Genomic DNA, 19,785 nt, shown 5'->3' on the forward strand with positions numbered 1-19,785 from the left:
GTGCAAAAAGTGGCGGTTGCGTGAAGTGGCGCACGCTCTGGATACGTAAGTGCTTGCAACGCAGGGCTGCATGCCATGCGGTTTTGTTACGCTTGCCAGTTCCTTTGGAGGGGATCGCGTGAAAGCCAAGAACTGGATGTTTGCCGCCGGCCTGCTGCTGGCTACCGTGGCTGCAATGGGGTCGGCCCATGCCCTGCAGATCACGAGCCTGTCCCCCCAGGGTGAAGTCGCCCGTGTGCGCCAGATGGTGGCCAAGTTCGACGCGGCCGCCGTGAATTTCGGCGACCCCAAGGCCCCGGCCCCGCTGACCCTCAGCTGCAGCGACGCCGCCGCCACCAAGGGCAACGGCCGCTGGACAGGTGAGAAGGAGTGGGTTTTCGACTTCGAGAACGACCTGCCCCCCGGCGTGCGCTGCACCGCTGCGGTCAAGGCGGGCTTCAAGTCGGCTTCCGGCACGGCGCTGACCGGGCCCACCAGCTTCCAGTTCAACACCGGTGGGCCGTTCGTGCAGAACATGCGCCCCGGCACCTACCAGGAGCTCGATGAAGAGCAGGCCTTCGTGTTGCAGCTCAATGGCCCGGCCACCCTCGAAAGCATCAGGGCCAACACCTGGTGCTCGCTCGAAGGGGTGGGCGAGAAGGTGCCCGTGCGCCTCATCGAAGGCAGCCAGCGCGACGAGATTCTCAAGTCCCTGGGCCTGGACAAGCGTGCCGCGCAGCAGCCGCTGCAGTATGTGAGCCTGGCCTGCAACCGTCGCCTCACCTCGGGCTCTCGCGTGCAGTTCGTCTTTGGCAAGGGCGTGGCCACGCCGAGCGGCGTTGCCAATGCGGTGGAAAAGCGCTTCGACTACAAGGTGCGCGAGCCCTTCTCGGCCGAATTCAACTGCGAGCGCGAGAACGCGCAGGCCGCGTGCCTGCCGATCCGCCCGTTGTCCCTGACGTTCAACGCCCCGCTGCCACGCAAGCTGGCGGCCGCGATCCGCCTGAAATCGGCCAAGGAGACCATCAAGCCCCAACTGGAAGGCGGCGCCGACGAGGACAAGAACCCCGATGCCCTGGTCAACAGCGTGCAGTTCGCCGCCCCGCTGGCCGAGAACACCGGCTTCACCATCGAGTTGCCCAAGGACCTCAAGGATGCCTCGGGCCGCACGCTGCGCAATGCCGACAGCTTCCCGCTCAAGGTGGCCACGGGCGGCATGCCGCCGCTGGCCAAGTTCGCGGCCGCGCCCTTCGGCATCGTCGAGCGCTTTGCCGAAGGCCCCGAGGGCCCGGCATTGCTGCCAGTCACCTTGCGCAATGTCGAAGCAGCCCTCAAGGTGCAGGGCCTGCAGGCGGGCAGCGGCACGCCTGCGGCCCCTGCCGGCAAGGTCAGCACCCTGCGGCCCACCAGCGACTCGGACATCATTGCCTGGTTCCGCAAGGTCAAGCGCTACGACAACTACCATGTCGACCGCAAGGAAGCGCGCCGCGACACCAAGGGCCCGTTGCCCAAGGTGATCGACAACGAGCGCGACTACGTGCAGTCGCGCATGGTCTCGCTGCTCGGCGGCCAGGGCGGTGTGAAGACGCTGGACCTGCCCAAGCCCGCGAGCAACGACCCGCGCCCCTTCGAAGTGGTGGGCATTCCGCTCACGCCCGGCTTCCATGTGGTGGAGATCGCCTCGCAAAAGCTCGGCACCTCGCTGCTGGACGAGCGCCATGGCGACGCCCGCACGATGTACGTGCGCACCTCGGCACTGGTGACCAACCTGGGCGTGCACTTCAAGCTCGGCCGCGAGAACGCGCTGGCCTGGGTGACCAGCCTGGACAAGGGCCAGCCCGTGGCGGGCGCCACGGTGCGCGTGTCCGACTGCACCGGCCGTGAGCTGGCCACCGGCACCACCAACGCCCAGGGCGTGGCCAGCATCGAAGGCCTGTCCTCAGAGCCGGAAATGTGCGGCGAGGAGGGCGAGCGCGCCTATTTCGTCAGCGCGCGCAGCAAGGGCGCCGACAACGTCGAGGACATGGCCTTCACCTGGACCGACTGGCAGCGCGGCATCGAGCCCTGGCGCTTCAACGTGCCCACCAGCAGCGAAGCCAACCCCAACGAGCGCGCCCATACCATCTTCGACCGCACGCTGTTGCGCGCCGGCGAGACGGTGTCGATGAAGCACCTGCTGCGCAGCGAAACGCGCAAGGGCTTTGCCGTGTCCGATAGCCGGCCCGAGACGCTGGTGATCACCCATGTGGGCAGCGGCCAGCAGTACACGCAAGCACTGGTCTGGCGCAGCACGGCCACGGGCGGCCTGAGCGCGCAGAACACCTTTGCTGTGCCACCGGCCGCCAAGCTCGGCGTGTACTCGGTGGAGTTGCGCTCCGACGCCGGCAATGAACGCAGCCTTTCCACCGGCCAGTTCCGGGTGGAGGAATTCCGCCTGCCGGTGCTGGAAGGCCGCATTGCCCCCGCCGACAAGAAGGCCCTGGTGCGCGTGCGCTCCGTGCCCACCGAGGTGCAGATCAACTACGTGGCCGGCGGCGGTGCAGCCAACCTGCCGGTGCGAGTGTCGGCCATGGTGCGCGGCAAGTCCCTGCAGTACAACGACTACGACGCCTTCAGCTTCAACCCGCCGCGCAAACGCGGCCAGTCGAGCAACGGCAACAGCGACGATGAAGAGGCCGCTGCCAGCCAGGACAGCCGCGTGATCGCCGACAAGCTGCCCGTGACGCTGGACCGCAACGGCGCCGGCAAGGTCACCATCGACAACGTGCCCCAGGGGCGCCAGCCGCAGGACCTGGTGATGGAGGCCACCTACGCCGACCCCAATGGCGAGGTGCAGACGCTGCGCAGCACGCAGACCGTGTGGCCTGCAGGCGTGGTGGCCGGCATCAAGACCGAAGGCTGGGTCTCTGCCCAGCAGAAGATCCGCTTCCAGGCACTGGCGCTGCAGCACAACGGGTCGGCCGCGGCCGACGTGCCCCTGCAGGTCAAGGCCATGGCGCGCATCACCACCACCACGCGCAAGCGCATGGTGGGCGGCTTCTACAGCTATGACAACCAGACCGAGACCAAGGACCTGGGCACGGTCTGCAGCGGCAAGAGCGACAGCCGCGGCCTGCTGCTGTGCGAATCCAAGCTCGACGAGGCTGGCGAGGTGGAGCTGGTGGCAATTGCCAGCGACCGCGACGGCAATACCAGCGAGGCCGCGTCCTCGGTCTGGGTCACGCGCCAGGGCGAACTGTGGTTCGGCGGTGAAGACCACGACCGCATCGACCTGCTGCCCGAGAAGAAAAGCTACCAGCCGGGTGACACCGCCAAGTTCCAGGTGCGCATGCCGTTTCGCTTTGCCACGGCCCTGGTGGCCGTGGAGCGCGAAGGCATCATCGACACCCGCGTGGTGCAGCTCAACGGGCAGGACCCGACCATCGAATTGAAGATCGAAGAGGGCTGGGGCCCGAATGTCTACGTGAGCGTGCTGGCACTGCGCGGGCGCCTGCGCGACGTGCCCTGGTACAGCTTCTTCACCTGGGGCTTCAAGTCGCCACGCGAGTGGTGGAACTCGTTCTGGTACGAGGGCAAGGAATACCAGGCCCCCACGGCCATGGTCGACCTGTCCAAGCCCGCCTTCCGCCTGGGCCTGGCCGAGATCCGCGTGGGCACCAAGGCCCACCAGATCGACGTGAAGGTCGTGGCCGACAAGGAGAGCTACCCTGTGCGCGGCAAGGCGCAGGTCACCATCACCGCCACCTTGCCCAATGGCAAGCCTGCGGCCAACGCCGAGGTGGCCCTGGCCGCCGTGGACCAGGCGCTGCTGGAGCTGATGCCCAACAGCAGCTGGAACGTGCTCGAAGCCATGCTGCAGCGGCGCAGCTGGGGTGTGCAGACCTCCACCGCGCAGATGGAGATCATCGGCCGGCGCCACTACGGCAAGAAGGCCGTGCCCGCCGGCGGCGGCGGCGGCCGTGCGCAGACGCGCGAGCTGCTCGAGACCCTGCTGCTGTGGGAGCCCGCGCTCAAGCTCGACGCCAATGGCCAGGCCAAGGTGACGGTGCCCCTGAACGACGCGCTCACCACCTTCAAGATCGTCGCCGTGGCCGACGCCTCGGTGGGCCTGTTCGGCACCGGCAGCACCAGCATCCGCGCCACGCAGGACCTGCAGATCATCAGCGGCCTGCCGCCGCTGGTGCGCGAGGACGACCAGTTCCGCGCCCAGCTCACGCTGCGCAACACCACCAAGGCGGCGATGAAGGTCGAGGTCTCGCCCCGGGCCACGCTGCTGGACCTGAAGCCCCAGACCATCGACATCCCCGCTGGCGAGTCGCGCGAGGTGGCCTGGAACGTGACGGCGCCGGCGCAGCTGGCGCAGACACGCTTCGAGGCCATCCTCTGGGAGATCGATGCCAAGGACACGGTGAGTGGCGCGCGCGATGCGCTCAAGGCGCGCCAGCGCATCATCCCGGCCATACCGCTCACGGTGCAGCAGGCCACGCTGGTGCAGGTGGACGGCAGCTTCAGCCTCGACGTGAACCCGCCGGCCGACGCGCTGCCCGGCCGCGGCGGCCTGAAGATGTCGCTGCAGCCCAAGCTGGCCGAAGGCCTGCCCGGCGTGCGCGACTGGTGGGCCAACTACCCCTTCATCTGCCTGGAGCAAAAGACCAGCAAGGCCGTGGGCATGCGCGACGGCAAGCTTTGGCAGACCGTGGTGGCCCAGCTGCCGACCTACCTGGACAGCGATGGCCTGGCCAACTACTTCCCGCCGCGCGACGGCGACACCAACCGCGGCAGCGACACCCTCACGGCCTACCTGCTGGCGGCCACGCACGAGGCCAGCAGCATCGACCCGGCCTTCGCGCTGCCCGACGAGGCGCGCGCGCCCATGGAGCGCGGCCTGATCGCCTTCATCGAAGGCCGCATCCAGCGCGAGTTCTGGAGCCCGCGCAAGGACCTGGACATGCGCAAGCTGGCCGCCATCGAGGCCCTGTCGCGCTATGGCAAGGCCCAGGGCCGCATGGTCAGCAGCATCACCGTGGCGCCCAACCAGTGGCCCACGCACTCGGTGATCGACTGGGTCAACGTTCTGCGCCGCGTGGCCGACGTGCCCGAGCGCGACAAGCGCCTGGCCGAGGCCATGCAGGTGCTGCGCAGCCGGCTGTCCTTCCAGGGCACCAAGCTGATCTTCAGCACCGAGCAGGACGACTACTGGTGGTGGCTGATGCAGAACGGCGACGTGAATACCGCCCGCCTGATGCTGGCCGTGATGGACGACCCGGCCTGGAAGGACGACATGGGCCGCCTGGCCAACGGCTTCATCAGCCGCCAGCAGGGCGGTGCCTGGCACACCACCACGGCCAACCTCTGGGGCGGCCTTGCGCTGGAGAAGTTCTCGGCCAAATTCGAGGCTACGCCGGTCGCGGGCAGCACCAAGGCCAGCCTGGGTGCCAACAGCGCCAGTGTGGATTGGAGCAAGGTCGAGCGCATCAAGACCGCTGACGCCAGCGGCGCGGCGCATCAGACCACCTGGTTCGGTGCACCGGCGGCACCCGGCAACCTGCGCAACAACGGCATGTTCCTGCCCTGGGCGGCCGCGGGCGGCAAGGAGAATCTCTCCGTGGCCCACCAGGGCACGGGCAAGCCCTGGCTCACGCTGCAATCGGTGGCGGCCATTCAATTGAAGGCCCCATTTGCCGCCGGCTACGCCATCAAGAAGACCATCACCCCGGTGGAGCAGGCCAACAAGTCGCTGCCCGCCGGCCAGTACACGCGCGGCGACGTGCTGCGCGTGACGCTGGAGGTCAACGCCAGCGCCGACATGACCTGGGTCGCCATCACCGACCCGGTGCCCGGCGGCGCCACCATCCTGGGCAGCGGCCTGGGCCGCGACTCCGAGATCGCCACGCAGGGCGAAAAGCGCAGCGGCAGCGGCTGGCCGGCGTTCGAGGAGCGCAGCTTCGAGTCCTTCCGCAGCTACTACCAGTACCTGCCCAAGGGCACGGTGAAGATGGAGTACACGGTGCGCCTGAACAATGTGGGCGACTTCGCGCTGCCCCCGAGCCGCGTGGAGGCCATGTACGCGCCCGAGATGTTCGGCGAGTTCCCCAACGCCCGCGTGAAGGTGGAGGCAGCCAAGTGACACTTCGTACCGCAGCGCTACCACGCAGGCCCGGGCCATGAACGCCAGCGTCTTCGTGGAGCTGCGGTTCTGGGTGCTGGTGGCCTTCTCGCTGGTTCTGCCTGCGGGCATCTATGCAGCGCTGCTGCGCACCCGCGCCATCTCGCGCCTGGCGGTGCTGGGCTTTGGCATTGCACTGGTGCTGATCGCCGGGGTCGACGTCTACCTGCTGCAAAGCCTTGCGGCTTTGGCGCGGCATACGCCTTCACTGGCCGACGATGCGGTGTTTCTCTCCGAACTCTCGATTGCCCTGTATGTGCTCCCCGTGGTGTTTGGGGGGATCGGCGTGAACCTCATCTCGCACGTGCTGCTGCACCACCTGACCGAGGCGGAAAAGCGTTTTGAGCGGGAGCATCCCGGTGCGTGAAGCATGCCTGTGGTGGCGCCGTCTGGCGCTGGCCTTGGCGGCCGCAGTGGCGCTGCCTGCCCACGCCATCCCCACCTTCACCGAGGTGCGCCAGGACTTCAAACCCTCCGACACCCTCGTCCTCTCGCAGGAAGGCGAGATCGTGCAGCGCCTGCGCACCGATGCCACGGTGCGCCGCGGCCAGTGGGTGCCGCTGGCCGATGTATCGCCTGCGTTGCGCGCGGCCCTGGTGCTCAGCGAGGACAAGCGTTTTTACGAACACAGCGGGGTGGACTGGCGCGCGGCATCGGCGGCGGCCTGGGGCAACCTGTGGAACCAGCGCACGCGCGGTGCCAGCACCATCACCATGCAGCTGGCCGGCCTGCTCGACGGCGACTGGCGCCAGGGGCCGGGCGGGCGCAGCGTGGTGCAAAAGCTCGGCCAGACTGTGGCTGCCCAGGTACTGGACCGCCGCTGGCGCAAGGACCAGGTGCTGGAGGCCTACCTCAACCTGGTGCCGTTTCGCAGCGAGCTGGTGGGCATCGATGCGCTGAGCCGCACCCTGTTCGGCAAGGCCCCCCACGGGCTCGATGACCGCGAGGCGGCCTTGGCGGCGGCGCTGGTGCGGGCCCCCAATGCCCGGCCTGCACTGGTGTCGCAGCGTGCCTGCGGCGTGCTGCGCGACCTGCAGCAGCGCCCCGGCCAGGCGGCGGTGCGCGTGGATTGCGATGCGCTGGACCTGTTCGTCACCGCCGCCCTGCAGCGCCGGGCCTTCGACGCCAGCGAGGGCATTGCGCCCCATTTCGCCCGCTACCTGCTGCGCCAGCAGCAGGCCGCTGGCGACAAACCAGCCGCCGTGCCCGAGCGGGTCGCCAGCACGCTGCGCGCGCCGCTGCAGCGCTTTGCGGTGCAGACACTGGCGCAGCACCTGCGCGAGCTGCAGGGCCGCAACGTCGAAGACGGCGCGGTGCTGGTGCTCGACAACGCCACGGGCGCGGTGCTTGCGTGGGTGGGCTCATCGGGCCAGCTCAGCCAAGCCGGCGAGGTCGATGGCGTGCAGGCCCTGCGCCAGCCTGGCTCCACGCTCAAGCCCTTCCTGTACGCCCAGGCCATTGCCGAGCGGCGGCTAACGGCTGCGTCGTTAGTGGACGATTCGCCGGCCCACATCGCCACGGCCGGTGGCCTCTACATCCCCCAGAACTACGACCGCCAGTTCAAGGGCTGGGTCTCGGCGCGCACAGCGCTGGCGGCCTCGCTCAACGTGCCGGCCGTGCGCACCCTGGTCATGGTCACGCCCGATGCCTTCCACCGCCAGCTCGGCGCCCTGGGCCTGCCGCTGCGCGAAAGCGGCGACTACTTCGGCTACAGCCTGGCCCTGGGCAGTCCCGAGGTGCCGCTCTTGCACCTGACCAATGCGTTTCGCACCCTGGCCAATGGCGGCAGCCGGGGCTCCGTGCGCGCCTGGCCCGCTCAGCCCGGCGCGGCGCCGGTGCGGGCCATCGATGCGGGCGCAGCCTTCATCGTGGGCGACATCCTGTCCGATGGCAATGCGCGCTCGCGCACCTTCGGCACCGACAGCGTGCTTGCCACCCGCTTCTGGTCGGCCGTGAAGACCGGCACCAGCAAGGACATGCGCGACAACTGGGCCGTGGGCTGGTCCGAGCGCTACACCGTGGGCGTTTGGGTCGGCAACGCCAGCGGCGCAGCCATGCACGACGTGAGCGGCACCAGCGGCGCGGCACCCATCTGGGCTGCGGTGATGGGTTTTCTGCATGCGCGCGAGCCCAGCCGCGCGCCCACTGCGCCCAAGGGCCTGGTGCACCAGCCGGTGCGCTTTGGCGCTCTGCCGCAGACAGCTGGCGTACCCACGCCCCTGGAGGCGGCGCGCGAGGAATGGTTCGTGCCGGGCACGCAGCAGGCGCTTTTCGCCATCGATTCTGCGGCCGGCGACGACGCGGTGGCCAGCCGGCCCGGCGCGAAGCCGCGCAAGGCAGGCCCCGTGCCCATGCAGGATGCCGCTTCGGACACCCCCCTAGCGCGCATCACGGCACCTGCCCCGGGCACCATCATCGCGCTCGACCCCGACATCCCGCCTGAACGCCAGCGCCTGCGCTTTGTGGCCAGCGGAGGGCGGGATCTGCGCTGGCGCATCGACGGGCGCGAAAGGGCGCGCGGTGCCGTCTGGGCATGGCTGCCCTGGCCTGGTCGCCACCAGCTTGAACTGGTGGACGCCCAGGGCAAGGTGCATGACACACTGCAGTTCGAAGTGCGCGGGGCGGGGGTGCGTGCGGCACAGCGGTAGGAACCTGCAGATAAGTGCCTACAAAGCCGCCTCTTTCATGCCATTGCCAAAGGGGGGGCGACGTTACACTGTGTTGCAAATAACCGGGTCTGCATGATGCTCGCCCCGCAACGCACGCTTGTCCATGCATTTTTCCCGCCAGTTTTTCTCCCATAGGCTGATCTGGCTGGCGCTGCTGGTGTCCCTGGGCATCGGCCTGCTGTTTGCCCGCACGATCTCGACCATGCGGGAAGACGGCTGGGACTATGCAAGTCGCACCAATGCCAACCTGGCCAGCACGCTGGAGCGCAGCATTGGCGGCACTCTCAGATCGCTCGACGAGTCGCTCAAGGGCGTGGTGGCAGGGCTGGAGCGCTCGGAGGTGATGTCCCTGCCGCCGGAGATACGCAACGGTGTGCTGTTCGACAACTCTCTGCAGGTGCCGGGCTCGGGATCGGTACTGGTGGTCGATGACCGGGGCGACGTGGTGCTTGACTCTTCCACCCTGAGGCCACGCCAGGCCAATTTTGCCGACCGGGACTATTTCCTCGCATTCTCCAAAGGCAGCCATCAGGGGTTGCACGTGGGCCGCCCCGTGCCCTCGCGCATCACCGGCTTGTACATTCTTCCGTTGACAAGGGCCTACCACCGCCCAGACGGTTCCTTCGCAGGGGTGGTGGTCGGAGCCATCCGCCTGAGCTACTTCGACGGGTTGTTCGGCTCGCTTGACCTGGGGGCCGGCAGCCGGGTGGACCTGTACCGAACCGATGGGCTGCTGATCTCGCGTTTTCCGCCGGACCAGGCCGACGTGAATACCTCCATTGCTGGCACGGCCGCCCTGGCACGGCTGCAGGCTGCGGCGGTGGGCATCGACGCGGTCGATGCGGCGGGCGCCGACGGAACGCGCCAGCTGCACGCCTGGAAGCATGCAGGGGCCTACCCGCTGATCGTGAACGTGGCGCAGTCGAGCGACACCGTCCTGGCCAAATGGCACCGCAGCGCCTGGGTGATCGGGGTGTTCACGGCACTGCTGATGGCCGGCTGCGTGGGGCTGGCCATGCTCTTCGTGCGCGAACTGCTGCGCCGCCAGGCCGTGAGCGCCGAGCTGCGCCTGGCCGAACGCGACCGCCAGACCATCCTCGATAATCTGCCCTCGCTGGTGAGCTATTGGGATGCAGACCTGAACAACCGCTTTGCCAACAGCGCCTATGACACCTGGTTCGGCATGCCCGCCGAACAGTTGCGCGGCAGGCACTGCCGCGAGGTGCTGGGTCCTTCTCTGTACGCCATGTGCGAACCCTTCCTGCGCAGCGCGCTGCGCGGCGAGCGCCAGCTTTTCGAGTGCACCATGGTCGACAAGGCCGCGGTGCTGCGCCATGCCATCGTCTCCTACGTGCCCGACATGGACGGCGGCGTCGTGCGCGGCGTTTTCTCGCAGACCACCGACATCACCGACCGCAAGCGCATGGAGGAGCAGCTGTTCGAGGAGAAGGAACGCATCCGCCTGACGCTGCAGTCCATTGGCGACGCAGTGATCTGCACCGACGCGCAGGGCTCTATCACCTACCTGAACCCCGTGGCCGAGCGGCTCACCGGCTGGCAGGCCTTTGACGCCGCCGGCAGCCAGGTCGACGCCGTGGTCTGCCTGCACGATCCCGCCACCGGCATGCCCATGCCCAGTCCGCTGCGCCAGGCCATCCAGGGCGTGGCTCAGGAGGTGTCGGTGCGCGGCGTGGTGCACCACCGCACTTCGAGCCAGCGTTTCGACGTGCAGGAAACCGCCAGTCCCATCACCGACCGCCACGGCGCGGTGACCGGTGCGGTGGCCGTGCTGCGGGACGTGACCGAGGCGGTGGCCATGCAGGCGCGCATGGCCCACCTGGCGCAGTACGATGCACTGACCGACCTGCCCAACCGCCTGCTGTTGCAGGACCGGGCCCAGTTGGCGATTGCGCACGCGCGGCGCGACGGCCGCAGCCTGGCCGTGATGTACATCGACCTCGACGGCTTCAAGGGCGTCAACGACCGCCTGGGGCATGACATGGGCGACCGGCTGCTGGTCCAGTTCGCCCAGCGCCTCAAAGGCGCGGTGCGCGAGTCGGACACGGTATGCCGCCAAGGCGGCGATGAGTTTGTGGTACTGCTGCCGGGCCTGGAGGATCTGGAGGGCGCCTGCAGCGTAGCGCGCAAGATCCTGGCGACGGCGGCCACCCCATTCGACCTCGCAGGCGAGCCTCTGTCCATCGGACTGAGTGGCGGCATCGCCGTGTTTCCAGCGCATGGCAACACTTTCGAAGAGCTCACGCAGCACGCCGACGCCGCCATGTACGCCGCCAAGCGCAGCGGGCGCCTGCAGTTCATGCTGTACGCGGGCCCCGGGGCCGCACCGCGGGTGATCAAGCCACTGGTGTCCGAGCCGGGTTGACGCGCTCGCGCGTTGCCGGGGCCTGCGCAGCGCAGCGGGCGCCCTGCGTCTATGCTCGGCGGTTCTGTCCGCTTTTTCCTCGCCTCCCATGCATGCGCTCGCCCCGGTGTTGTTCGTCCTGATCTGGTCCACGGGCTTTCTTGCAGGGCGCGGCGTGGCAAGCCATGCAGACCCTTTCTGGTTCCTGGCATTGCGCTTTGCCTGTGTGGCCGTTGCCTTCATCGGTGCGGCACTCTGGGTGCGAGCCGCCTGGCCCAAGGGGGCGCGGCGTATCGCCATGCACCTGCTGGCCGGCGCGCTCATGAGCGGGCTGTATCTGGGGCCCAGTTGGTGGGCCATGTCGCAAGGCATGGCGGCCGGCATCATGTCGCTCATCGGTGCGCTGCAGCCGCTGTTCACTGCGCTGCTGGCCGTGGCGGTGCTCGGCAAGCGCCTGTCGCTCACCACCTGGGCCGGGTTGGCGCTGGGTTTTGGCGGTGTGGGTATGGTGCTGCTGCCGCGCCTGCAGGCGGCCGACTCCAGCGCCTTGTCGCTGCCCGTGGCGCTGGTCGCGGCGGGCAGCATCTTCTCGCTCACCGTGGGCTCCATGGTACAGAAATCACCCCTGGCTGCGGGCGACGACCTGCGCAGTGCCAGTGCCGTGCAGAACATCGGTGCCGTGGCGGTGCTGCTGGCCATGGCCTTCAGCGTGGGCCAGCCGCACTGGGACAATTCGACCGCGCTTTGGGGCTACCTGGCGTTCTCGGTGCTGGTGCTGTCCATCGGCGGGGCCACGCTGCTCATCTGGCTCATGCGCCGGGGCGAGGCCACGCGCACCACCGCGCTGCTGCTGGCCGTGCCGCCGCTGTCGGCGCTGCAGGCCTGGCTCATCTTCGGCGAGACGCTCTCGGCCATCCAGCTCGTGGGCTTTGTGGTGGCCATTGCTGGCGTGGCACTCGCGCGGCGGTGAGCCGCCATGCAAAAATTTCAATGCACGCGCAAAAGCCTTCATGCCGCCCCGGCCGCGGCGGGGCTACGATGCGCTGCATCCATAACAAGGGGACCCCGTGCCTGACCTGTCCAAAATCACCTGCATCGAAGACCTGCGCGTGGTCGCCCAGCGCCGCGTGCCGCGCATGTTCTATGACTATGCCGATTCAGGTTCGTACACCGAAGGCACCTACCGCGCCAACACGGCCGACTTCCAGGGCATCAAGCTGCGCCAGCGCGTGGCCGTCAACATGGAAGGGCGCAGCACCCGCACCACCCTGCTCGGCCAGGACGTGGCCATGCCCGTGGCCATCGCGCCCACGGGCCTCACGGGCATGCAGCATGCCGATGGCGAGATCCTGGGTGCGCGCGCGGCCAAGGCCTTCGGCATCCCGTTCACGCTGTCCACCATGAGCATCTGCTCGCTCGAAGACATTGCCGAGAACACCGGCCGCCACCCCTTCTGGTTCCAGGTCTACGTGATGCGCGACCGCGACTTCATCGAGCGCCTGATCGATCGTGCCAAGGCCGCCAACTGCTCGGCGCTGCAGCTCACGCTCGACCTGCAGATCCTGGGCCAGCGCCACAAGGACATCAAGAACGGACTGTCCACCCCGCCCAAGCCAACCCTGCGCAACCTCATCAACCTGGCCACCAAGCCGCAGTGGTGCATGGGCATGCTGGGCACCAAGCGGCGCACCTTCGGCAACATCGTCGGCCATGCCAAGGGCGTGGGCGACCTGTCCTCGCTGTCCTCGTGGACGGCCGAGCAGTTTGATCCCCAACTCAACTGGGGCGACGTGGAGTGGATCAAGAAGCGCTGGGGTGGCAAACTGGTGCTCAAGGGCATCATGGACGCCGAGGACGCGCGCTTGGCCGTGGACAGCGGGGCCGATGCGCTCATCGTCAGCAACCACGGCGGGCGCCAGCTCGACGGTGCGCCTTCATCCATCGCCGCGCTGCCGGCCATCGCCCAGGCGGTCGGCAAGGACATCGAGGTCTGGATGGACGGCGGCATCCGCAGCGGGCAGGACGTGCTCAAGGCCCGCGCCCTGGGCGCGCAAGGCACGCTGATCGGCCGCAGCTTCCTCTACGGCCTGGGTGCCTTCGGCGAGGCCGGCGTGACCCGCGCGCTGCTGATCATCCAGAAGGAGCTCGATATCACCATGGCCTTCTGCGGCCATACCAACATCAACACCGTGGACCGGTCCATCCTGCTGCCGGGTACCTACCCCGTGTAGGTGCTGGGCAGGCAGTCCGGGCCTTCTCCTGCCTGGATGGCCGCCTTGCCGGTTGAAGTGGGCGGGACACCACGCCAGGGCGCTATAACCCATCGATGACTCTTTCATGGATGGCCTGGGCCTGGATTCCCCTCACCCTCTGGGCTGCGCTCGCGCAGACGGCGCGCAACGCGGCCCAGCGCTCGGTCACTGCCGAGCTGGGCACGCTGGCCGCCACGCTGGTGCGCTTTCTCTATGGGCTGCCGCTGGCCACGGCCTGGGTGGCGGGGCTTACCTTGGTAGGCGAAGGCTACCCGGTTCCCCATTTTTCACTGCCCTATGCAGCCTGGCTGGCCATGGGCGCGCTCACGCAGGTGGGGGCCACGGCCTTCCTGCTGCTGGCGATGAAGGAGCGCAATTTCGTGCTCGCCGTAGCCTATTCCAAGACCGAGGTGCTGCAGGTCGCGCTGTTCTCGGCCGTGCTGTTGCAGGAGTTGCCGGGCCCGCTGGCCTTTGGCGCCATGGCCGTCGCCACGCTGGGCGTGGTGCTGCTCTCGCTGCCTGCGGGCGGCTGGCGCACGCTGCGCGCCGGTGAGGGCGGCAGCAGCAAGCTGGTCGTCTACGGCCTGGCCTCGGGCGCATGCTTTGCGCTCGCCAGCGTGGGCTTTCGCGGGGCGTCACTGGCGCTGGGCGAGGGCGTGGCACCCTGGGTGGCTGGGGCCTGGGGCGTGTTCTGGGCGCAGCTGCTGCAAAGCGTGGTGCTGGGCGGCTGGCTGCTGGTGCGCCAGCCCGGCGTGGCCGGGGCGATTGCGCGCGCCTGGCGGTTGTCGGTGGTGGCGGGCTCCATGGGGGCGTTGGCCTCCATTGCCTGGTTCACGGCCTACGCCATGCGCCTGGCGTCGGACGTGCGCACGCTGGGCCTCGTCGAGGTGCTGTTCAGCTACCTGGTGTCGCGCCGCATGTTCCGCGAAAGCCTGTCGCGCAGCGAAGGCATCGGCCTGGCCCTGGTGCTGGCGGGGTTGGTGGGCATCTGCGCCCAGTGGTAGCAGGGCGCCGTATCAGGGGGCAGGCGCGGCCGTCAGCCGCCTGAGCGTGGCGAGGTAGGCCACCACATCTTCGCGCTCCTGCGCGTCGTCCAGGCTGTAGTCCATGGCCTGGCCCGGGATCAGGGCCTCGGGGTCGGTGAGCCAGGCCTTGAGTGTGGCCCGCGTCCACAGCAGCTTGCTGCTCTGCAGGGCGGGTGAATACTCGTAGTCCTTGAGGGCACCGGCCCGGCGTCCCACCACGCCCCGGTGGGCCGGGCCCTCGCGGTGCGCGTCCACGCTGTGGCAGCCCGCGCAGTGCTCCCTGTAGACTGCCCGCCCGCGCTCCACCGATTGGGCGGATGCGCTGGCGCTGGCCATCCACAGCACGCTGGCGGCCAAAGCCGCGATCACCCCTTTCGCATCACGCCGCATGGCTGCGTCCCTGCCAGATGCCGGGGTATGGCGTGATGGGGGCGTGGGAGTTCGGTGGGATGCTGTTGTTCATGAGGCCAAGCGGATCGAATGGAGAGAAGGGGGCGGCGGCTGCAAGGCTCCGCCCTTTGCCTTGCCCGCTCTATACGCAACAGGCCTCCCTTTGGATGCAGCCAGAGTGCGCTGTTCGCATGGTGGCGCTTTTGCGGGGGCGCAAAGGCCCGCCAGTGCATCCAGACGCCGGTTTGTGGCGTATCCACAGCAGACCACCTGGAACTTCCTCCGTGACTTCGGGCCTTTCCCACACAATCGGCGCATGAGCACCCTCACCCCAGACAGTGAACTGATGTACCTCCTTGACCGCATCGCCGCGCAGGACGACTCCGCGCTGAAAGCCTTGTACGAGAGCACCTCGTCCAAGCTGTTCGGCCTGGCGTTGCGCATCGTGCGCCACCGCGACGTGGCGGAAGATGTGCTGCAGGAAGCATTTTTGAGCATCTGGCGCGGGGCGGGCAACTACCGCGCATCGCTGAGCCCGCCCATGGCCTGGATGGGGCTGATCGTGCGCAGCCGGGCCCTGGACGCCCTGCGCAAGCGCAGCTCCGAGCGCAGCGACCTCACCAATGAGTTCGACGACGAGATGGAGCAGACCCTGGAAGGCGATTCGCCCAACCCCATGGACGTGACTCAGGCCAGCGAGCAAGCCTTTGCACTGCACCAGTGCCTGGGCAAGCTCGAACACAAGCAGCGCGAGGTGGTGAGCCTGGCCTATCTGCGCGACCAGAGCCACAGCGAACTGGCCGAGCAGCTGCAACTGCCCCTGGGCACTGTGAAGAGCTGGATCCGGCGTGGCCTGGAGCAGTTGCGCCAGTGCATGTCCCGTTACATCTGAGGGGGCACCATGAACATTACCCAACACCCCGAACTGCTCGACCGCCTGGCGGCCAGCTACGCTCTCGGCACCCTGCGCGGCGGCGCACGCCGCCGCTTCGAAACCCTGGCCCGCGAGCACGCGGCGGTGCGTGCCGCCGCCCTGGTGTGGCAGACCCATTGGTCGGGCCTGGCCGAACTGCAGGAGCTGGCCCAGCCCGATGCAGCCGTCTGGAAACGCATCGACAACCTGGTGCAGGCCGACCGGCAGGCCCAGGCCATGCAGGCCGCGCGCCTGGCGGGCCAGGAGCCGGCCCTGCCTGGAGCTGCTGCGCCCGGCGGCTGGCTGCGCAGCCTCTTGCTGTGGCGGGGCGCCGCAGCAGCGGGGGCTCTTGCCACGCTGGCGGCCGTGGTGGTCGGCGTGCAGGTCAATGGCGGGCTGCGTGCCAGCAGCGGTACCCAGATTGCCGAGCTGCGCCAGCAACTGCAGGCCGCGCCGCAGATCCAGTACGTGGCCGTGCTGGCCGATGACAAGGCCGCCGCCTCCATGCTGGTGACCTTCGACCCCAAGAACAACCAACTGGTGCTGCAGCGCGTGGGCGGCTTCCAGGAGGGGTCGGACAAGTCGCTGCAGCTGTGGGCGCTGCCGCCAGCGGGTGGCCCGCGCTCGCTGGGTGTGCTGGGTCAGGAAAAGCTGCTCAACCTGACGGCAGGCGAAGCCGACGTGCGCCAGGTGCCGGCCCTGGCCATCAGCCTGGAGCCGCGCGGAGGCGTGCCCAGCGCGGGCGGCCCCACAGGGCCTGTGCTGTTCAAGGGCGAGCTGATCCAGCGCATGCTCTGAAACCGCGCCTGTCCCTTTTCGGAGGCGGAAAAAATATCTGTGGTTTTTGAATCCGTAGCGCACCCGTTTGCGTAAGTAGGGTGCAACATCCTCTTACATTGCTTTCGTACTGGAGCCCCCGATGAACCACAGGCGTCCTTTCACCGTGTTCGCGGCCTTGGCCATGGCGGCCGGGCTGGCACATGCCGATACCGGCAAGCTGCTGCTCACCGGTGGCGTCAACACCATCGCCGGCTCGGCCGGTGGTGGCCTCACCCCCTGGGCCGTGATCGGCAGCAACGCCACCGAGGGCGAGGTCGGTTTCAGCGGCTACGCCACGCGCGCCGGCACACAGGACTATGGGCTGACCGGCTACGGCGTGGCGATAGGCTTGTACGACCGGGTCGAACTCTCACTGGCACGGCAGGATTTCGATGCCTCGCCAGCACTCGCGCTCAATGGGGTCGCCGCCTTCGGCGTCATGCCGGGCCAGCACATCAAGATGGACGTGGTGGGCCTGAAGGTCAAGGTTGCCGGCGACGCCGTGCTCGACGCCGATACCTGGATGCCGCAGATCGCGGTGGGCATCGAGCACAAGCGGGCCAGCCCCGGCTCCATCCAGTCGGTCTACAACTTCCTGGGCGTGAAAGACAGAGGCACCGATCTGTACGTGAGCGCCACCAAGCTGTTCCTGGCCCAGAGCCTGCTGGTCAATGCCACGCTGCGCTCCACCAATGCCAACCAGAACGGGCTTTTGGGCTTCGGCTCTGCCGCGCCCGGAAAGAACGGCCGCAGTCTGCAGCCCGAGTTTTCGGTGGCGTACCTGGTGAGCAAGAACGTCGCCGTAGGGGCTGAATACCGCTTCAAGCCGAACAACCTGCAGGCGCTGGGCGCTGCTGCCGGCCTGGGTGCAGGGCTGCGCGAGGACGACTGGAAGGATCTCTTCGTGGCCTGGGCCCCGAGCAAGCACCTGTCGCTCACCCTGGCCTACGTGGACCTGGGCCGCATCGTTCCCGGCGTGACCCAGGGCCGGCGCCAGACGGGTTATTACCTGTCGGCCCAGGCCGCGTTCTGACCCCTGGCACTTTTGGAGACAGCCATGAAAAAGACCCTGATGGCCTTTGGCCTTGCCTTTGCCAGCCTGATGGCAGCCCCCGCCCTGGCCCAGTCCGCAGCCCCCGCTGGCCTGTACCAGGCGCTGGGCGAAAAGCCCGGCATCACCCGGCTGGTGGATGACTTCGTGAACCGTGCCGTGAAGGACCCGCGCATCGGTGCCCACTTCAAGGACGTCAAGCCCGCTGCGCTCAAGGAGAGCCTGGCCGACCAGTTCTGCCAGCTCAGCGGCGGGCCTTGCAAATACGAAGGTGCCGATATGAAATCGGCCCATGCCGACATGCAGATCAACAAGGGCCACTTCCATGCACTCGTCGAGGTGCTTCAAAGCGCCATGGACGCGCAGGGCATCCCCTTTGCCCAGCAGAACCGCCTGCTGGCCCTGCTGGCCCCCATGCACCGCGACGTGATCACCGTTCACTGACTTCAGAGAGGGAACCTTGCCCATGCAACACACGCTCATCGCCATCGCCGCCGGTATTGCTGCCAGCCTCCTTGCCCTGGGGGCCCATGCTGGCAACGTACAGATCCAGGTGCTCGACAAGGACGGCAAGCCCGTTCCAGATGCCGTGGTGGTGGTCTACCCGCCCGCAGGCGGCGCTACGGCACCCACCCTGGTGGCGCCCAGCCCTGTGATCGAGCAGGAAAAGATGCGTTTCGTGCCCGCCGTGACGGTGGTGGTGCCGGGCACCACGGTGCGCTTCACCAACCAGGACCGCTGGGACCACCATGTGCGCGGCAATGCCGCCACACCTGCCGCCAGCGCGGCGCCCGGCGCCGGCGGCTTCGAATTGCGGCTGGCCGGCAAGGCCGATGGCAAGCCCTCGAATTTCGCCGACGTGAAGCTCGACACCGCCGGCGTGGTGCTGCTCGGCTGTCACCTGCACGGCTCCATGCGCGGCCATGTGTTCGTGACCGATTCGGCCTGGACCCTCAAGACCGACGACAATGGCATCGCCCGCTTTGCCAGCGTGCCCGAGGGCGCGGCCCAGGTGCGCGTCTGGCATGCCGAGCAACTGGTGGACCTGCCGCGCAAGGCCGTGCAGGTGCTGGCTACGCCGGTGCTCGACACGGTGCAACTGAGCGTGGTGCCGCGCGTGCGCCGCGCTCCCCCATCCACCGCACCGGGTGGCCCGATGGGTTCGTACAGCCAGGCGCAGCCGCCGGGTCAGCACACGCACTGACTGGATCCATTCATCGGTTCAAGGCCACCTCGGCTGCGGGCGGTGGGGGCATGCTGCCATCGGCGGGCAGGGCCTGCAGGTAGGCATACAGGGCGCGCGCATCCACATCGCTGAGCTGGCCCAACGACTCGAAGGGCATGACCTGGATCGGCGTGCCATCGGGCCGCTTGCCGTTGCGCAGCATGGCCACGAAGCTCTCTGCCGTCGGGTAGCGCGCCATCGCGCTGTCCTTGCCGGGGCGGATGTCGGCGGCGGCCGGCCAGTCCGGCGGGCCGCCGGGGATCTTGCCGCCTGCCAGGCTGGCGCCATGGCAGCCGATGCACATGTTCGCCACGTACTGGCCGTTGGCCACCGTCACGCCTGCGGGCACGGGGCGCGAGGGAGCCTGGTTGTGGTCGATGCGCGAGGCCGCGTCGGGAATCATGCCCAGGCCGTACAGCACCCAGGCCGGGCGTGGCAGCTCAATGGCGGCAGGAGTGCCTTCCCTGGCTGGCAACTGGCGGATATAGGAGACCAGTGCGTTCAGGTCGTCGTTGGTCAGTCGGTTGTAGTCTTCGCTGGGCATCACCAGCAGCGGGCGGCCATTGGGCTTGACACCATGGCGGATGGCGCTGTTCCAGTCCTCGGGCTGGTAGCGCGCCACCACACCGGCCGGCGTGATGTTGGGGCCGGCCAGCCGGGTGCCCTTGCCATCGTTGACGAACTCGCGGCCGGTGCCCTGCGCGCCGTGGCAGTCGGTGCAGCCGCGCGAGGTGAACAGGTAGCGCCCGCGCTCGATGGCCTGCGCCTCGGTGGTGTAGGCCACGGGGCGCGGCTTGATGTCGATGTAGCGGTTGCGCTTTTGCTCGGCCAGGTACAGGCCGGTGGCGGCCGTGGCGGCAACCAGCACGCCCAGTGCCAGGGCGCTGCCAGCCGTCCATTTCATCCAGCGTTTCATGGTGGGGAAGCCTTGTGG

General features: G+C 68.3%; 14 protein-coding genes. 12 read left to right on the forward strand and 2 right to left on the reverse strand.

Annotation, left to right across the window (positions count from 1 at the left end; all coding sequences use genetic code 11):
• The first annotated feature begins 136 nt into the window (after positions 1–136).
• From QYL93_RS02725 to QYL93_RS02755, 7 genes are all read left to right on the forward strand, one after another.
• Positions 137–6,106 carry an MG2 domain-containing protein gene (locus QYL93_RS02725; protein ID WP_305742307.1) on the forward strand — a complete coding sequence of 1,990 codons (5,970 nt, stop codon included), beginning with the start codon at positions 137–139 and terminating at the stop codon, positions 6,104–6,106.
• Between the two features lie 37 nt (positions 6,107–6,143).
• Positions 6,144–6,512, forward strand: coding sequence for a hypothetical protein (locus QYL93_RS02730; RefSeq protein ID WP_305742205.1), 369 nt, complete (start codon positions 6,144–6,146; stop codon positions 6,510–6,512).
• On the forward strand, positions 6,505–8,793 hold the full coding sequence (pbpC, locus tag QYL93_RS02735) for a penicillin-binding protein 1C (protein WP_305742206.1): 2,289 nt from the start codon (positions 6,505–6,507) through the stop codon (positions 8,791–8,793). The genes QYL93_RS02730 and pbpC overlap by 8 nt, the downstream gene beginning before the upstream one ends.
• Positions 8,794–8,917: 124 nt before the next feature.
• Positions 8,918–11,197 (forward strand): diguanylate cyclase domain-containing protein, encoded by a 2,280-nt coding sequence (locus QYL93_RS02740; RefSeq protein ID WP_305742207.1) that lies wholly within the window; start codon positions 8,918–8,920, stop codon positions 11,195–11,197.
• 88 nt (positions 11,198–11,285) lie between these two features.
• Positions 11,286–12,146: a DMT family transporter gene (locus QYL93_RS02745; RefSeq protein ID WP_305742208.1), complete on the forward strand. Its 861-nt coding sequence runs from the start codon at positions 11,286–11,288 to the stop codon at positions 12,144–12,146.
• A 97-nt stretch (positions 12,147–12,243) separates the two neighbouring features.
• Entirely contained in the window at positions 12,244–13,407 is a 1,164-nt protein-coding gene (locus tag QYL93_RS02750) for an alpha-hydroxy acid oxidase (RefSeq protein WP_305742209.1), read from the forward strand.
• A gap of 95 nt (positions 13,408–13,502) precedes the next feature.
• Entirely contained in the window at positions 13,503–14,432 is a 930-nt protein-coding gene (locus tag QYL93_RS02755; protein WP_305742210.1) for a DMT family transporter, read from the forward strand.
• A gap of 12 nt (positions 14,433–14,444) precedes the next feature.
• Here the strand turns inward: QYL93_RS02755 and QYL93_RS02760 are convergent, their stop codons facing one another.
• Positions 14,445–14,843 (reverse strand): cytochrome c family protein, encoded by a 399-nt coding sequence (locus QYL93_RS02760; RefSeq protein WP_305742211.1) that lies wholly within the window; start codon positions 14,841–14,843, stop codon positions 14,445–14,447.
• 316 nt (positions 14,844–15,159) lie between these two features.
• Between QYL93_RS02760 and QYL93_RS02765 the strand changes: the two genes are divergently transcribed.
• The 5 genes from QYL93_RS02765 to QYL93_RS02785 all read left to right on the forward strand — a co-directional run bounded on the left by QYL93_RS02765 (position 15,160) and on the right by QYL93_RS02785 (position 18,830).
• Positions 15,160–15,735 carry an RNA polymerase sigma factor gene (locus QYL93_RS02765; protein ID WP_305742212.1) on the forward strand — a complete coding sequence of 192 codons (576 nt, stop codon included), beginning with the start codon at positions 15,160–15,162 and terminating at the stop codon, positions 15,733–15,735.
• A gap of 9 nt (positions 15,736–15,744) precedes the next feature.
• Positions 15,745–16,554 carry an anti-sigma factor domain-containing protein gene (locus QYL93_RS02770; RefSeq protein ID WP_305742213.1) on the forward strand — a complete coding sequence of 270 codons (810 nt, stop codon included), beginning with the start codon at positions 15,745–15,747 and terminating at the stop codon, positions 16,552–16,554.
• Positions 16,555–16,675: 121 nt separating this feature from the next.
• Positions 16,676–17,608, forward strand: a complete 933-nt coding sequence (locus QYL93_RS02775) for a DUF3034 family protein (protein WP_305742214.1) — start codon at positions 16,676–16,678, stop codon at positions 17,606–17,608.
• A gap of 24 nt (positions 17,609–17,632) precedes the next feature.
• Complete coding sequence (locus QYL93_RS02780) at positions 17,633–18,070, forward strand: group 1 truncated hemoglobin (protein ID WP_305742215.1); 438 nt, start codon at positions 17,633–17,635, stop codon at positions 18,068–18,070.
• Positions 18,071–18,092: 22 nt separating this feature from the next.
• A complete protein-coding gene (locus QYL93_RS02785; RefSeq protein WP_305742216.1) occupies positions 18,093–18,830 on the forward strand; it encodes a plastocyanin in 738 nt (245 codons plus the stop codon).
• A gap of 10 nt (positions 18,831–18,840) precedes the next feature.
• Here the strand turns inward: QYL93_RS02785 and QYL93_RS02790 are convergent, their stop codons facing one another.
• Entirely contained in the window at positions 18,841–19,767 is a 927-nt protein-coding gene (locus QYL93_RS02790) for a c-type cytochrome (protein ID WP_305742217.1), read from the reverse strand.
• Positions 19,768–19,785 lie beyond the last annotated feature (18 nt).

This window comes from Acidovorax sp. A1169 (assembly GCF_030704685.1).
Lineage (GTDB): Bacteria > Pseudomonadota > Gammaproteobacteria > Burkholderiales > Burkholderiaceae_C > Acidovorax.